At 54.8% G+C, this 15,468-nt stretch carries 15 protein-coding genes, 1 tRNA gene and 2 pseudogenes; 10 read left to right on the top strand and 8 right to left on the bottom strand.

The features are described 5' to 3' along the window. Positions 1–9: 9 nt before the first annotated feature. Entirely contained in the window at positions 10–1,401 is a 1,392-nt protein-coding gene (locus KGP22_RS00365; protein WP_149367280.1) for a glycoside-pentoside-hexuronide family transporter, read from the bottom strand. 287 nt (positions 1,402–1,688) lie between these two features. Between KGP22_RS00365 and KGP22_RS00360 the strand changes: the two genes are divergently transcribed. Then, positions 1,689–1,783 (top strand) — tRNA-Sec (locus KGP22_RS00360). Between the two features lie 481 nt (positions 1,784–2,264). Here KGP22_RS00360 and KGP22_RS00355 read toward each other — a convergent pair. Continuing rightward, positions 2,265–2,380: pseudogene (locus tag KGP22_RS00355) on the bottom strand (hypothetical protein). 414 nt (positions 2,381–2,794) lie between these two features. On the opposite strand from KGP22_RS00355, the gene KGP22_RS00350 reads away from it, so the two are divergent. Together KGP22_RS00350 and KGP22_RS00345 are read left to right on the top strand one after the other, a co-directional pair. After that, positions 2,795–3,106: a type II toxin-antitoxin system RelE/ParE family toxin gene (locus KGP22_RS00350; protein ID WP_223580862.1), complete on the top strand. Its 312-nt coding sequence runs from the start codon at positions 2,795–2,797 to the stop codon at positions 3,104–3,106. An 11-nt stretch (positions 3,107–3,117) separates the two neighbouring features. Then, positions 3,118–3,282 (top strand): annotated as a pseudogene (locus tag KGP22_RS00345) (transcriptional regulator); the annotation flags it as partial. 29 nt (positions 3,283–3,311) lie between these two features. On the opposite strand, the gene KGP22_RS00340 reads toward KGP22_RS00345, so the two are convergent. The 5 genes from KGP22_RS00340 to KGP22_RS00320 form a co-directional block, all read right to left on the bottom strand. Continuing rightward, positions 3,312–3,749 carry an acetyltransferase gene (locus tag KGP22_RS00340; protein WP_111964287.1) on the bottom strand — a complete coding sequence of 146 codons (438 nt, stop codon included), beginning with the start codon at positions 3,747–3,749 and terminating at the stop codon, positions 3,312–3,314. 72 nt (positions 3,750–3,821) lie between these two features. After that, on the bottom strand, positions 3,822–4,820 hold the full coding sequence (locus KGP22_RS00335; protein ID WP_111964286.1) for a class I SAM-dependent methyltransferase: 999 nt from the start codon (positions 4,818–4,820) through the stop codon (positions 3,822–3,824). A gap of 85 nt (positions 4,821–4,905) precedes the next feature. Beyond that, on the bottom strand, positions 4,906–5,844 hold the full coding sequence (locus tag KGP22_RS00330; protein WP_149367294.1) for a helix-turn-helix domain-containing protein: 939 nt from the start codon (positions 5,842–5,844) through the stop codon (positions 4,906–4,908). A gap of 189 nt (positions 5,845–6,033) precedes the next feature. Beyond that, positions 6,034–6,513 carry a hypothetical protein gene (locus KGP22_RS00325; RefSeq protein ID WP_223580860.1) on the bottom strand — a complete coding sequence of 160 codons (480 nt, stop codon included), beginning with the start codon at positions 6,511–6,513 and terminating at the stop codon, positions 6,034–6,036. A gap of 1 nt (position 6,514) precedes the next feature. Then, the gene (locus KGP22_RS00320; RefSeq protein WP_223580851.1) at positions 6,515–7,276 is read right to left on the bottom strand and encodes a winged helix-turn-helix domain-containing protein; all 762 of its coding nucleotides are present in this window, start codon (positions 7,274–7,276) and stop codon (positions 6,515–6,517) included. Positions 7,277–7,982: 706 nt separating this feature from the next. Here KGP22_RS00320 and KGP22_RS00315 point away from each other — a divergent pair. The 6 genes from KGP22_RS00315 to KGP22_RS00290 are packed head-to-tail and all read left to right on the top strand — an operon-like array spanning position 7,983 to position 14,019. Next, positions 7,983–8,585, top strand: coding sequence for a LuxR C-terminal-related transcriptional regulator (locus tag KGP22_RS00315; protein WP_111964283.1), 603 nt, complete (start codon positions 7,983–7,985; stop codon positions 8,583–8,585). A 53-nt stretch (positions 8,586–8,638) separates the two neighbouring features. Continuing rightward, positions 8,639–9,223 carry a fimbrial protein gene (locus KGP22_RS00310; protein WP_223580849.1) on the top strand — a complete coding sequence of 195 codons (585 nt, stop codon included), beginning with the start codon at positions 8,639–8,641 and terminating at the stop codon, positions 9,221–9,223. 53 nt (positions 9,224–9,276) lie between these two features. Beyond that, positions 9,277–9,954 carry a fimbria/pilus periplasmic chaperone gene (locus KGP22_RS00305; protein WP_223580847.1) on the top strand — a complete coding sequence of 226 codons (678 nt, stop codon included), beginning with the start codon at positions 9,277–9,279 and terminating at the stop codon, positions 9,952–9,954. 20 nt (positions 9,955–9,974) lie between these two features. After that, entirely contained in the window at positions 9,975–12,500 is a 2,526-nt protein-coding gene (locus KGP22_RS00300) for a fimbria/pilus outer membrane usher protein (RefSeq protein ID WP_223580845.1), read from the top strand. Continuing rightward, on the top strand, positions 12,491–13,009 hold the full coding sequence (locus tag KGP22_RS00295) for a fimbrial protein (protein WP_111964279.1): 519 nt from the start codon (positions 12,491–12,493) through the stop codon (positions 13,007–13,009). The genes KGP22_RS00300 and KGP22_RS00295 overlap by 10 nt, the downstream gene beginning before the upstream one ends. Then, positions 13,009–14,019 (top strand): fimbrial protein, encoded by a 1,011-nt coding sequence (locus KGP22_RS00290; protein ID WP_223582509.1) that lies wholly within the window; start codon positions 13,009–13,011, stop codon positions 14,017–14,019. Before KGP22_RS00295 ends, KGP22_RS00290 begins: the two co-directional genes overlap by 1 nt. Before the next feature lie 3 nt (positions 14,020–14,022). On the opposite strand, the gene KGP22_RS00285 is transcribed toward KGP22_RS00290, so the two are convergent. Next, positions 14,023–14,547, bottom strand: a complete 525-nt coding sequence (locus KGP22_RS00285) for a lipocalin family protein (protein ID WP_008500115.1) — start codon at positions 14,545–14,547, stop codon at positions 14,023–14,025. 117 nt (positions 14,548–14,664) lie between these two features. Here KGP22_RS00285 and KGP22_RS00280 point away from each other — a divergent pair, with 117 nt between their 5' ends. Further along, the gene (locus tag KGP22_RS00280) at positions 14,665–15,390 is read left to right on the top strand and encodes a MerR family transcriptional regulator (protein WP_111964278.1); all 726 of its coding nucleotides are present in this window, start codon (positions 14,665–14,667) and stop codon (positions 15,388–15,390) included. Positions 15,391–15,468: the final 78 nt, after the last annotated feature.

The following is a 15,468-nucleotide window of genomic DNA, read 5'->3' as shown; positions in this document are numbered from 1 at the left end:
CTCGTCCTCTTAGTTCTGTAATTCTTTGCTGACCGGCAGGTTTTCAAACTCCTGCTGGTTGCGGCGCGCGCCCTGCGCCAGCTCGCCCAGGATTTTGGTCAGGAAGGGGGTTTTCAGCGTGTAGTAGCGTTTGGCGATAATGGCGCTCAGCACGTAGCAGACAGCCGGGGCCAGGGTAAACAGGCCGATAATGATGCTGATGGTCGCGCTGTTCTGGGTTTTGGCTGCCGCATCGTAGCCGCCGCCTGCCAGCATCCAGCCGATCATCGCCCCGCCCAGCGCCAGGCCGAGCTTCAGCACGAACAGGGTGCCCGCAAAGCTGATGCCGGTCAGGCGTTTGCCGTTGGTCCACTCGCCGTAGTCGACGGTATCGGACATCATCACCCACTGGATCGGCGTCACCAGCTGGTGCAATACACCAATGACGAAGATGAAACCGAACATCAGCACGGTGGCATGCATTGGCACAAAGAACATCGCCACGCTGACCACCGCCAGCGCGGCGTTGGTCCACCAGAAGATGCTGACCTTGCACTTCCAGTCGGTGAGCGGTTTCGCCAGCGCGGAGCCAATGAGGTTGCCGACGCAGTAGGTGGTGAGGAACGCGACGAACACCTCCGGCGAGCCCATGATCCAGGTGCAGTAGTACATCATCGCACCACCGCGCACGCAGACGGCGAGGATATTGAGGATGGTGAGCACGCCAACGATGCGCCACTGGTCGTTGTGCCAGATGTCGCGCAGGTCTTCCCGCATAGAGGTGGTGCTCGGCGGCACCTGGATGCGCTCTTTGGTGGTGAAGAAGCAGAACGCCAGCATCAGGAACGCGACCACCGACAGCACGGCGATGCCGCCCTGGAAGCCGAACGCCTTATCGTCGCCGCCAATGAGGTTAACCAGCGGCATCATCAGCACCGTGGAGAGCATGCCGCCCGCGGTCGCCAGCACAAAGCGCCAGGACTGAAGGGAGATACGCTGCGTCGGGTCGTTGGTGATCACGCCGCCCAGCGCGCAGTAGGGGATGTTGACCACGGTATAGAGCAGGGTCAGCAGGGTGTAAGTCACTGCAGCGTAAACCAGTTTACCGTTGAGGCTGAGGTCCGGCGTGGTGTAGGCCAGCACGCAGACGATGCCGAACGGGATCGCGCCGAACAAAATCCACGGTCGGAACTTGCCCCAGCGGCTGCGGGTGCGGTCGGCAATCAGCCCCATGCACGGGTCGGAGATCGCATCCAGCGCGCGCGCCAGCAGGAACATGGTGCCGACAAACCCGGCGGGAATGCCGAAAATATCGGTGTAGAAAAACATCATGTACAACATGACGTTATCAAAAATGATGTGGCTGGCGGCGTCTCCCATGCCGTAGCCAATCTTCTCTTTTACTGACAATACTTCGCTCATTTTTTTATCCTTCACGCTGTAGGGGGCGCTGAGACCGGTTACAGAGTTTTAAACCATTGTTTCAGGGGTGGGTATTGCGTTTTCTGGTTAGCAGATTACGTTTCTTGTTTTTTGTGATCGCGGTAAATGTCGAAGAGCACAAAAGGCTAACCTGAGGATTTTCTTAGGAATTAACTGAAACAGGGGTGTACAGGTCAAAAGAGAGGTGAAAAAAGTGTGTCGGGGTATGTGGTAAATGCCTGAAAGTAGCTATAATGCGCCCCGCCTCCATGTAGCAATCGAGGCGCGGAAGATCGTCATCTCCGGTGAGGTGGCTGGACTTCAAATCCAGTTGGGGACGCCAGCGTTCCCGGGCAGGTTCGACTCCTGTGATCTTCCGCCAAAAATGCCATCCGCTTTAATAAAAAACTTTATTAATAAATAGATTCACCCATTCCAGTCATCTTATGTGAACATAATCACTTATTGATTTAAATATTGTTTTTTATTCTCTTTCCCATTTCAAAAATATCAAAAAGTGAAGCTGCAATGGAATGGATTATAGGTGCTGTAATTTTAATGGCCATTATTGGTGCTATATTTAAGCCCAGACAGTGTGATATCTGTCATAATCCCTTTAAGAAGGAATACTACACATGGGAAATTGAAGGGAAGAAACAACATTTTTGTCCCAATTGCAATGGTAAAATGCAACGAACGAATCAGTTCGCAGAAATTTAAAAGCAGACTCGGTTAAAAAAGACTGATTAATTTTTAAGTATATAATTGATAATTATAAAATCATCATCAATGATACTTTTGGAAAATATATTCCGAACTTATCATCTATTTCATTGTTAACACTACCTATAAAGCTTTGATTACTACTCACTTAAAAGCCTAAGCCTACAAGCCTCTTTCACCCACTTACTAAAAATCCCCTTCCCGCAGCCTTCTCATTCTGTTCCAAAAGCTCATCCTCGAACCGGATGTTCTTCATCGTGCTCTTAGTGCGGCCAAAATTTGGTTTCTTTTTCTTAACACGTAATCCAATCTCCTGCAGCCATGGCCGATCTGTAAGGTAAACATGTTCGAACTAAAATTCGTTGGTGGTAAAGTGGATTAACATTCAACTATCCGGTTATTCCGGATAATTCATCAGTTAGGAAAACGCCATTTTTTTGAGAGAAAGATCACTATAACCTCAAAGTAATACTCGCCAGCATGAATAGAAAAAACGCTGGAAAGCGCCTCGCAATTTCGTAATGACACAATCATTATGAAATTCCCTCTTTGTCATACTCTTGCCACTAATAGCCTGGCTATCGATGACAGCCATTGCATTTATTAACTAAAGCTTATCACGGACGAAAGCATCTGGACGGTTCTGTTTTGAAAGGTTTTCGAGCAATGGTTGCTTGAGCAGGATGAAGGTTTACAGGGTAAGGTACTGGCAGACCTGTTAAATCTGCAAAATTATGGGCCTCGTCTTTCTCGCCCCTATGCAGATACGGTTAAAGGTTCACGATATAACTCTATGAAAGGATTACGTATTCAATATGCTGGTCGTCCGATACGTGCTTTCTTCGCATTTGACCCTGTCCGTCAGGCCATTGTGCTTTGCGTGGGCGATAAGAGTAACGACAAAGCCTTTTGTGAAAAAATGATTAGCATCGCAGATGCCAAATTTGCCTTTCATCTTACAAGCCTGGAGGCAACCAAGTGAAAACCTTAAATGTTGCCGATCTGATGGGGGTTAACCAACCCGCAGTAACGCAGCTTGAGCAACGTGGAAATGAACTTAAAATCGCCACGCTTAAGCGCTACATCGAGGCAATGGGTGGGAAACTTCATATCGACGTTGAACCTCCCACAGGAAAACGCGTTGCATTTTATATCTAACAAGTATGATTTCTGCGATAAGTTAATATTCACTCGCTCAACCGCATATGCAGCAACGGAAACGGATTCCCCTGCCCGTCCAGTTCCGAGCGCCCGACCTGCTCAAACCCCATATGGCGATAAAATCCCACGCCCTGCGGGTTCTGCTCATTCACATCCACCTCGTTCGCGCCAAACTCTGCGATGGCATATTGCAGCAGCAATTTCCCGACGCCCTTCCCCCGGCTAGCATCATCCACAAACAGCATTTCAATGCGGTTTTCATCCACGCCTAAAAAGCCGTGGATAATGCCTGCGTCATCGCGGGCCATCACGACGCTGAGGCCAGGCAAATACGCGTTGAGCAATAGCGGGCGCAGCGCCGCAATATCGCTTTCCTGTAAAAAGTGGTGGGTGGCGCGGACGGAGGATTCCCAGATCGCGACCAGACGTTCGAAGTGTGTGGGGAGTGCGGTTTCTATTTTCATGGGGGGATCATGATTGGAAAATCGAACTATTTCAACCCACGCTTTGCGCTCTGACCCCCCACACCGATCGCGCTAACCCCTAATCTCCATCACTGCGTACACTCCGTCCTTCGGCACTACTACGGTGACGTTTTCCACCGGCACGCCCGCCGCGAGGTGGATATCCTGCAGCTGCTGTAACGACCTCGGGTAAATATCCTCCCAGCCGATACCCCGCAGCACAAAGTCAATGTGCGGACTGCTGGTGAGCATGTTCGACACAATCACCGCCCCGCCGGGCTTGACCAGCCGCAGCGCGCGCTGGAGGAAAGTCACCGCATCGACGTCGTTGAAGTATTCAAATATCCCCAGCGCGTCGACCAGTTCGGCCTGATGCTCGCCCAGCTCCAGCAGCAGGTCCTCGTTACGCACCAGCGTATGGAGCAGGTTGCGCCTGAGCAGCGTCAGCTGTTCGCCCACCACAATGCCTTCCTGCGCCGCCATGGTTTCCGCCCAGCTCAGCGCCACCGGGTCTTTGTCCACCAGCGTGAGATAGACCTGCTGGCCATCAAGCTTTGCTTCGCGCAGCGCCTCCAGCACCGGGATGGCGGCGCCGCTCGCGAGGCTGACCCAGTTGTTCTCGCTTTCATTATGAATGTACTTATCCACCAGAGCGGCCAGCACCCGGGCGCGAGAACGCACGCCAACCGCATCGTTAGCGTGGATAAACCACTGGCGGCTGTCGCTGTCCATTTTCGTGCCGTCGGGCAGGCGGTCCTCCAGCGGGTTTTGCACCACAAACAGCGCCAGCGCGGAGGGCACCAGCCGGGTGCGCCACGCGGTGAGCGCCGGGCGGTTGCGAAAGGCCTGTTCGGAATAGCGATTCTGCGGGACAAGCACGGCCAGCCCCCCTTCGTCGTATTCCACCCGCGGCGGCCGAAGCGCCGGCTCCGCTTTCAAGGCGCGGTCAAGGGAGGCGATCTCCCGGGCAGCATCGTCTTTCATCGGCCACTGGTCGCTGACGTCGGGAAATGACGCGCTGAAAATCGTCATATTTTCCGGTGCATCGCCGCGAAAAGGCTGCCAGTTCATGTCGTCTTCCCTCCGTTAGGCTTTTAACGGAAGTCTATCCAGGCGAGCCAGTAATACCCTACGAAGAAAGCACGAAATAGGTGCATCAGTTCTGCGACGTGCGCCATACCCCCGGCGTGCAGCCGTACTCGGTCTGAAAATGACGAATAAAGTGGGCGCAGTCGCTAAACCGCATCCGTCGCGCAATGTCCGTAACGCTTTGCTGAGAGTTTTTCAGCAGCCAGCAGGCATAGCGCAGCCTGGCGCTGCGAATAAATTCCCGCGCCGTTTTGCCAAACTCGGCGTGAAACAAGCGATTAAGCTGACGTTCGCTCAGCTTAACGTCCTGCGCGAGCCTGGCGGCGCTGAGCGGGTGAGTCAGATACTGTTCGACGATCGTCACCGCCCTGCGCAGGCGCGAATCAGGGATCATGGCGATATTAGCGGGCCGCGGCGTGGCGGCATCATGCGGAGGAAGAGACAGACGCCGGGAGGTGGTGGCCGCAATGTCGTCTCCCCCGTGGGCGCGGATCAGCGCCGTTACCAGGGTGAGCGTTGAGATCCCACCCGGGCAGGTCAGTACATCGCCTTCGTCGATAAAATCGAGGCCTTGCTCAGCATAAACCTGCGGAAAGCGCTGCGTGAAAACGTCATGGTGATGAGGATGGATCGAGGCTCGGCGCTCGTTCAGTAAGCCTTCCTCCGCCAGAATAAAGCTGCCGGTACCAATACCAATCAGGGGAACGTTGTTGTGATGAGCATCCGTGAGAAACGCTCTGTCGCCACGGTGTCCCTGGTGAAGATGATCAAGACCTCCACCGATCGCCGCAATATAGTCGAAGTCGCCGGGCGGCGCATGGGCGGCCTCGGGCCGCACGCTGAGTCCTGAGCTGCTCACTACCGGTAAGTCGGGATAAGTGCTTATCAGGCTGAGTTTAAAGCGTATTTTCTGGCTACGCTTCTGGACGCTGGAAGCAATACGTAACGCCTCTATCAATCCTGAATATGCGAAAAGCGAGAAATGAGGCCACAGGAGTAACCCCATATGCAGGGATTTTTTCCGCGCAGGCGTCATTCTGACGCTATCATCAATTAAAGTTTTCATTAACTTGCCGAAGAATAATTACATTATCGCAACATTATTGTTGCTGTTATATTTTCCTAAGATAGGTCCTGGCTATTAAATCAAGCATAAATGATGGTCGCAAAAACTTAAAAATATTTTTCCCTGTCGCTATCCGTTTTTTGACGTGTGGCACACATAGGTCGGGAGCGTTCCCAGAATAAATAAATAATTCTCATTCTGCTGTTTCTTAATTCGCATATAAATATTCTTATTCGGATAGATAAAAAATAAGGGTTCGTACTTCTCCAGCCAGCTGTCGCTGACGTTGTCGTCCGGAAATTTCATATTGCGTATAGACGTCAGATTATAGACGCTGTCTTTGCGCTCAATCTGAAAGAAAACTTTGCGATTCAGGGTCTTCGCGGGATCGCTTTTCAGCCGACCATTCATACTGAGTATTCCGTTGTTGCCTTCCACGGTGTAATTCAGCCACAGAGAAAGCGTTTCATCACGGTGATGCTGAATAAAGTTCGCCTGGCAGGAAAAGGGCTGGATGTAATGGCGATGCCAGAGGTAATACGCCGCCACGACAGCCCCCATCAACAGGCACAGGCAGAGCGCAACAAGCGTTTGACGGTAGCGAACCATACTAGCGATCCTCTATAAAATAATCGGACATACAGCGGTTGGGTTCCGTCATCGGTCTGTCACAGCGAATGACCGACGCGCGAGGCAGCAGGATGTATCCGCTGACATACACCCAGGGATAGTTCGCGCACTGGTCTTTAAACGGGGTGGCATAGGCCAGGGCTTTATCCCTATCGCGTTGCGTTTCAATATCGCGAGAAAAATAGAGCTGACACTCGCCCATCTTCATCGCGAAGCGGTACCCGTCTACGAAATAGCTGTCATGCAGCAGGTTATGGCTGATAACGCTCATGCCAGCCAGCATCAGCAATAGCACCAGCGCGCCCGACAGCCAGAAGCGGTTTCTCAAGACCGTCGGGGCGACAGTCTCTTCGCAGACATCCGGAGCAGCACATTCTTCCTCTTCAGCCTGCGGCTGCGTCTCTTTAATGGTGATTTGCGTATCGCTTGCGAGCGTGAGTCCAATGCGCGGGATAGTGACAATTGGATCGGTTTCGAAACCCACCTTCTTCAGACCTTTGCGCAGAATAGAAATGTTCTGGTAATAGGTATTAGGCGAAACCAGCATCCCCCGGCGCTGCCAGACAATATCCATGCACTCCTGTTGAGTCACAATACTTCCGACCCTTTCTATTAATAACAACAAACAGCGGCCCGCCGGGGAATTTAATACCACCACCCGGTCAGGATTGTTGAGATCGCGTAATGTGCTGGCGGCTGGGTGAAACTCTACCAGGCCATTAATAATGTAATGCTTATGCATAGAATGGGCTAAATACCTCCGGTCAACGCCTGTTGCTCCAGTAGATTCCCTTCACGGTTAACCTGCGTATCCCTCGCCTGTGTAAGGATTAATGTGACGGATAATTGCGCAACTGTATATCCTGGCGCCTGGCGAAAAATCTTATTTTTCCTTTCTCTTTATCTGACCGGTCTGAAGTTTTCTTAACCGCCATTTAAAGCCGTCTTGACACTGACAAAACTCGACAAAGGCGCCCGTTGAACGCTTTAGCCATCGTTGTCTGAATTATTCAGCGTGCTTAATTTGTTTTTTTGATAAAAAGCAGAGGGGACGCGCTCTGCCAGCGGGTTTCGAAATTAAAACAAGTTCGAAAGCTGTCGTCTTAATTAACAATTTCGGCGCAAAATTGTTAGCCACCGTCAGTAACTACCCGCATCACATGACGTCCGCAGACTATTTCCTTACAAAACATTTATTAAAGCCAACTTTTCAATAAAAACTACCAGTATGATTATTTACAGGCAGATAAGCAAAAGCCGGTTTAGCGAGGAGAAATTGACGCTACACCTAAAACGTACTTAAAACAAATTAAGATTAATTCAGGTTACCTATTTAACGCCCTGAGTATAGTGGGCTCACACCGTGCAATGCTTAATTGCTTCGAAAATACAGGCATCGTTCTGCCCGACAGAAGAGTCTCATTACAATTATAAATCGAGGGAATGACATGGCGAATAAGCTCAACAACACACGTCATTTAAATATCGCGCTATTGGGTGGAGATCACTTTGCGCGTCAGGGGATCGCCGCGTTATTAAAAAATATTGTCCCGACCATGCAGATAACAGCATCGATCGATAATTATGCGGAGATCGAAACAATACTCGCGGCCGCACCTGTAGACGTAGTTTTTTTATCCGGCACGGAGAAATATCACGCGGGATATGATTGCCTGAAATATATCAGGAAGATGAAAGTCCTCTATCCCGACGTACTTATTTGCATGTATTCCGCACCGGCAAATTCCTGGCTGTGGATACGCGGTGAAATAGACGCCTATATCTCGCTACAGGACCCGCTTTATCACTGGCGAGCCAGCGTATTAAAAATGGTCGATAGCCGTTATCGCCCAATAAAAAAACCCACGGCGTTATCGCTGACGCCGGGTGAATGGAGGGTATTGAAGGAACTGCGAAAGGGTCTGGATATGCGTTACATCGCCGAAACAGAGCAGCTTTCTTACCGTCGTGTCAGCGCGTTAAAAAGCTCAGCGATAAGAAAACTCGGGCTCAGGAACAAGACAGATTTGCTGGTCTTTTTAACCAGTTAGACCTGCTGCTTTCAGAGCAAATCTCGACATAACACCATAATGGAATCAGGACAATGAAAGCTCAATTCAATAATAAAGCGCTGCTTGCGATCGCTATTGCGTCAGTACTGCCAGTGGGCTCGGCGCTGGCTGCCGGCACCAGCGGCGGCACGGTGAACTTTAGCGGCAAAGTGGTGACCTCCGCCTGCGCCATCAGCGCAGGAAGCGCCAATATTGACGTGGATATGGGTGAAGTGCGGACCGCAACGCTGAAGACGGCAGGCAGTGAAGCCAGCACGGCAAAAGCGTTTGCCATCACCCTGGAAGATTGTGAAATCGCCGATACCTCAGCCTCAACGGCAGAGAACCCGATTGCTGCGACCACAGTGGCCGTCACCTTCACCGGTACGCCGGACGGTTCCGATATCAATAGCTTGTCCGTCGGTGCAAACGGCAGCGCCAACTCTGCGCAAAACGTGGCTATTCGCCTTTATGACGAGCAAGGCAATGTGGTGAAGCTGGGTGAACCGGCATCGGCCATCCCTCTGCGTAAGGGTGCCAACACACTGAACTTCAGCGCGAAATATTACTCGCCGAAGGGCGGCGCCACCGCAGGCGATGCCAGCGCCGTCGCGACTTACACCGTGACCTATTCGTAATCTTCAGGCCCGGTCTGCGAGCCGGGCCTGTCTTAGCTTTCAGGAGAAACACTATGCGCGTAAACACATGGATTTGCCTGACGGGCGCGTTATGTTCCTCCGCCGTCTATGCCGGCGGCGTTGGATTGGGCGCAACGCGAATGGTCTACTCCAGCGCCACCAGCCAGGCCATGATGCAGGTGAGAAACACCCATCCCGACGCCACGTTCCTCATCCAGTCCTGGATGGAGAATGAGAAAGGCGAACGCACCAACGACTTCGTGATCACGCCACCGCTGTACGTCATGAAACCGGCCAGCGAAAGCGCGGTAAAAATCATGTTTAACGGCAAAGCCCTGCCAGAGGATCGGGAGACGCTCTACTGGATGACGGTCAAAGCCATCCCCCAGCAGGCTAAAAGCGGCTCCGGGAACACGCTGCAGTTTGCGTCGGCTAACCGCATCAAGGTCTTTTATCGCCCGGAAGGACTCAGTGAGAACCCGGCAGAGGCGTGGAAAAAACTGGCCGGTGTCTACCGTGCCGGAAAGGTTACGCTCAGCAACCCCACGCCGTACTACCTCACCACCATCAACGTGAAAATTGACGGTATGCCGGTGCAGCCGGTGATGGTGCCCCCGAAAGGCAGCGTGACGCTGGCCGAAACCTTCAGCCATGCGGGCAGCATGAGCTATCAGACCATTAACGATTACGGGGCATGGACTCCCGCCACGCGCGCGTCGTTATCCCAATAATAAAAGTAAGGCGTGACCACGTGAAAATAAAAATCCTGTGCGCCACGGTGATCTCCCTGGTGATTCGGCAAGCCGTGGCTGCTGAAAGCGAGCTGCAATTTAACCCCGCATTCCTCAACGGCGAGAGCGCGAACAGCGCCGATCTCGCCTGGGTCAACGCCGGGAGCGCGTTGCCGCCGGGTGATTACAACCTCAACGTGTATATCAATACCAACTACGCGTTCACAGGTAACGTCACGTTCCGCCTTGCTGAAGACAGTTCGGGTGAAGCGCTGCCCTGCCTCACGCCCGAGCAATTCGACGCGCTGGGCATCGATAGTCATCAGGCGAAGGGCGGAGTGCTGCCGCTGGCGCAACGCTGCATCCTCTTAACGAAGGCGTTTGCGGATACGCAGTTTGATCTGGACCAAAAGACGCTCACCCTGAGCTTCACCGTACCGCAAAGTGCGATGCGCAATTTGCCGCGCGGATATGTCAGCCCGGAAAGCTGGGAGGCGGGCATTCCTGCCGCGTGGCTGAATTACGTGGTCAATGGCTCGAATAATGAATATCGCGGCGAGACGCGCACGCGGGAACAGCAGCTGTTTGCAAGCCTCAACAGCGGCGTCAACCTGGGCGCGTGGCGGCTGCGTGATTTCACCACGTGGACCAAAGATAGCAATGAACTTACCCACGTGCAGACCTGGCTGCAGCGCGATATTCACGCCCTGCGCGCGCAGGTGTACGCCGGGGAAACGTACACCTCGGCGCAGGTTTTCGACTCCGTGGGCCTGCGCGGTCTCGCCCTGAAAACCGATGACAACATGCTGCCCGCCAGCCTCAGCGGCTATGCTCCTGAAGTCCGGGGCATTGCGCGCAGCAACGCCACGGTCACGGTTCGCCAGAACGGCAACATCATCTATCAAACCTCCGTTCCGCCGGGGGCGTTCGTGCTGAAAGATCTCTACCCGACCTCCTCGGGAGGCGATCTGGCGGTCACCATTCAGGAGAACGACGGCAGCAAAACGCAATACACGCTTCCCTTTGCCAGCGTGCCGAACCTGGTGCGTAACGGACAGGTGAAATATGCCCTGGGTGCCGGGAAATACCGTCCGACTGGCAATCAGGATGCGCCCTCTTTCGCGCAGGGCGAGCTGTTCTACGGCTGGCGATACGGCCTGACGTTTTACGGTGGGGCGCAGTTTGCCGATCGCTATAACGGCCTGGCCTTCGGGTTTGGGCAGAACCTCGGCCGCTTTGGCGCCTATTCTATTGACCTGACCCACGCCCGCAGCCAGCTGGCGGACGATCGGCACTATACCGGTGATTCGGTGCGCCTGCGCTACAGCAAGCTGCTGAATGATATTGGCACGCGGGTTAACTTCTTCTCGCTGCGCTACTCCACGAAAGGGTTTTATACCCTCAGCGACACCACGTACAAACGCATGTCGGGCGGATCGCCAAAGCAGACGGTGGAAGACGATGGCACCGTCACCACCCAATACGACACCATGTACAACCTGCGCATGTCGCGTAAGGCAAAAAACCAGCTGCTGCTGTCGCAGCCGATGGGACAATACGGCTCGCTGTCACTGTCGTGGGATCAGCAGACCTACTGGAACACGTCAGACACCACGCAAAGCCTGCAGTTTGCGTGGAACGCCACGTTTCGTAATGTGTCTCTTGGCGTCAGCGTCCAGCGAAGCTCGAGCCTGTACCATGACAAGAAAGATAACATCCTGTCGATGTCGATTTCGGTCCCGCTGGGCAACCCGACGCTGTCGACCCGTGCGCGCTTTACCACGACCCATGCGGACTCCACCGGCACAACCGCCAGCACGGGCGTGAGCGGCTACCTGCCGGGCCAGGAAAACCTGTTCTATAGCGTCAACCAGCGCTACAGCGCGCAGCAGCACTACGGCGGCGATGCCACTCTGCAATACGAAGGCGCGTGGGGAGATTACAACCTGGGCTACAGCTACGCCAGCGACTCCCGCAACCTCAGCTACGGCATCAGCGGCGGCGCGGTAGTGCATGAAGATGGCCTGACGCTGAGCCAGCCGCTCGGGAACACCAACATTCTGGTGAAAGCCCCGGGGGCCAGCAACGTTGCCGTGCTTAACCATAAGGGCATCAAAACGGACAGCCGTGGCTACGCGGTGATCCCGTACGCCACGCCTTACCGCGTTAACCAGGTCGCGCTGGACGTGACGACCGCTGGCAACGACGTGGAGCTGGAAAACGCCATCGCCAACAAAACGCCTACCGATGGCGCCCTGGTTCGCGCCACCTTCGCTACGCACCAGGGGGCAAAAGCGATGTTTATCGTGCGTCACGGCAACGACGTACTCCCCTTCGGCACGCTGGTCTCGCTCGATGATGACAAAACCAGCGGCATCGTCGGCGATGGCGGCAGCCTGTATCTCTCCGGTTTGTCAGAGAAGGGCACGCTGAACGCCGTGTGGGGTCGCGGCAACCGCCAGCGCTGCGCCGTTACCTATGCCTTAAACAAGCAGAACTATAGCGCCCGCACCGGTCTTTATTCTCAGGAGGTGGTATGTCAGTAACGCTTCGGATCGGCTGCATTGCGCTGCTGCTGGTTTTCACGCTCCCCGTTCGCGGCTACGACGTGCTGGTCTCCGTCACCGGCAATTTGATCGGCAACACCTGCGTGGTGGCGCAGGATTCCGGGGAGCAGAACGTGCCGCTGGGCACTATTGGTATTAAACAGTTCAGCCGTGCCGGGGCCGTCAGCAATATCAAAACGCCCTTCACGCTCAGGCTTGAAGCGTGCGGGCCAACCTTTGCTGGCGTAAAAATTCGCTTCAGCGGAACGCCGGATGATGCCAACCCGCAGCTGCTGAAAATTGCCGACGGTGGCGCTACCGGCGTGGCGGTGCAAATCCTCGATAAAGAGAGCGTACTCATTCCCCTGAATACAAAGACCACCGCATACGGAACCGCGGGGGATGACAGCGTACAGATGACCTTCTACGCGCAGTTGGTTGCCACTGCTACACCCGTGAGCGCCGGTGATGTGTCAGCCCTCGCCACCTGGACAACGGAGTATCTATGATGCGTTTAGCGTTTCTTCTCAGCGGATTACTTTTCTGCACCAGCGTGCAGGCTTTGGACTGGAAATCGGACATTACGCTCTCCCCTCAGCCGATGACCTACAGCGGGCCAGCGGACTCCGTGGTGCCGGGCAGCATTATCGGCTCAACCTGGAGCGCCACCGCCAGCGTGCAGCAGGTGTTCTGGTGCGGGCTTATTTTTACCTGCAACAAAGGCACGCTGCAGCCCAGCAGCAGCGCCATCTCAAGCGGTGCGACGGTCACCGTCGACGGCGCGAATTACACCATTTTTGAGACCGGCGTACCGGGCGTGGGATATATCATCGGGCTGAAGGATTTTAAGAGTACACAATATATTCCCCTGCAGACCGGTATCACGCAAAGCTACCCGGCAGAGGGCACCAGTGGGTTTGCCCAGGATCTGGGATGGTCAGCAAAGGTCACCTTTATTAAAACCGGTGCCGCCCTTAAATCCGGCGTCTATCAGATCCCGACCATCAACGCCGCGGTGCTCACCGCCTATAACAACGAGACAAAAACGGCGCAGGTGATTATCAGCCCGACCACCATCACGGTGACCGCCAGCGGGTGTACGGTCGGCAGCAAAAACGCCAGCGTGGCGCTGGGCACCATTGATATTCGCACCCTGCCCACGGTGGGAAGCACGTCGCCATCGGGGACGTTTAACGTCGGCCTGACCTGCGACGCGAACGTGGCGGTTCACGCGGTGATGACCGATCAGACCACGCCGTCGAACACCTCGTCGGTGGTGACGCTAACCGGAGACTCCACGGCGTCCGGCGTTGGGGTGCAGTTTTTCTACAACGGCAGCGGGCCGCTGATTATGGGGCCGGACAGCTCGGCCGCGGGTGCGACTGGCCAGTTCTTTATCCAGAGTACCACGGCGGCACAAACGCTCACGTTACCGTTCCAGGCGCAGTACATCCGAACCGGCGAATTGGTCCCCGGCTCGGCCAACGCGCTGGCCAGCATTACGTTTTCCTACCAGTAGGGGCTACTGCTTCACCCACACCAGCTGATCAACCCGGAAGCCCAGACTGCGCGCGGTGTTCAGGTAATCCTGCTTCACCGCATCCGGGATGGTTGGCGTGCGCGACAGGATCCACAGGTAATCGCGGTTCGGGCCGCTCACCAGCGCGTACTGGTACTTATCGTCCAGCCTGATCACGTTATACCCGCCGTAGAACGGGCCGAAGAACGACACCTTCAGCGCGGCCGTGGTCGGCTCGCCGGTGAAGTACGCTTTGCCTTCGCTCTCATTCCACTTGTTCTTCACCGGATCGTACCCCCGGTTAAGCACGCTGATACCGCCGTCGCTACGCTTGCCGTAGGTCGCCGTCACCTGCTCCAGCCCGCGTTCGAAGCGGTTTTCCAGACGGGCGACTTCGTACCATTTGCCGAGATAGCGGCTGGCTTCGAAGTTGGTAATAGGCTGCACGCCTTTCGGCGGCGTGGGGGATTTACAGGCGACCAGCGTCAAAGCAATCGCAACACCGGTCACAACGGGCCATAGCTTCATGAGAATTCCTTTCATTTGCACGGTTGGATGTTAAGTGTAGTGCACCGTTTCGGCGCTTCATCCCCTTCGGGAAAATTCGTAGTATATTGAGAGTATTCCTCCACTCTGGACACGGACATGGCTTACTCCATCGGCGAATTCGCCAGACTCAGCGGCATCACCGCCACCACCCTGCGGGCGTGGCAGCGTCGCTACGGTTTACTCAAGCCACAGCGCACGGAAGGCGGCCACCGACAGTACAGCGATGAGGACGTCCAGCAGGCGCTCAAAATCCTCGACTGGGTAAAAAAAGGCGTCCCGATCGGCCAAGTCAAACCGCTGCTGGAACGCCCGACGCCCGGGCGGACCAACAACTGGCAAACCCTCCAGCAGAACATGCTGCAACGCCTGCAGGACGGCAAAGTCGAGTCTCTGCGCCAGATGATTTACGACGCCGGACGCGAGTACCCAAGGCCAGAGCTGGTCGCGAACGTGCTGCGCCCGCTGCGCAGCCAGGTCTCGGCCAACGTCGCCGCCGCCATGACCCTGCGCGCGATCCTCGACGGCATCATCATGGCCTACACCTCGTTTTGCCTCGAAGGCGATAAAAAAGCGCCGGGCGATAATATTCTGCTCAGCGGCTGGCACCTGAACGACCCGTGCGAGATCTGGCTCGAAGCCCTAACGCGCACCGGCCAGGGCCACCGCATCGACATCCTGCCGGTTCCGCCTGACGCGCTGGCACCGGAAATTTTCCCGGAGCGTAAATGGCTTCTGGTCACCAGCGGCAAGCTCACCGCCGCGCGGAAAAAGCAGGTGGAGCAGTGGCAGCAGCAGGTATCGCTTGAAGTAATTATCCTCTGATAATTTTCTCCTGCGGGAATCTTCACGAAAAGTTGAATATTTTCCCGCGCCGCAGATGCTAACGTTTTCCTGTGACAT

Source organism: Enterobacter sp. JBIWA005 (assembly GCF_019968805.1).
Classification (GTDB): domain Bacteria; phylum Pseudomonadota; class Gammaproteobacteria; order Enterobacterales; family Enterobacteriaceae; genus Enterobacter; species Enterobacter vonholyi.
The sequence above is the reverse complement of the archived record's forward strand: the minus strand, read 5'-3'. Positions and strand labels throughout refer to the sequence as shown.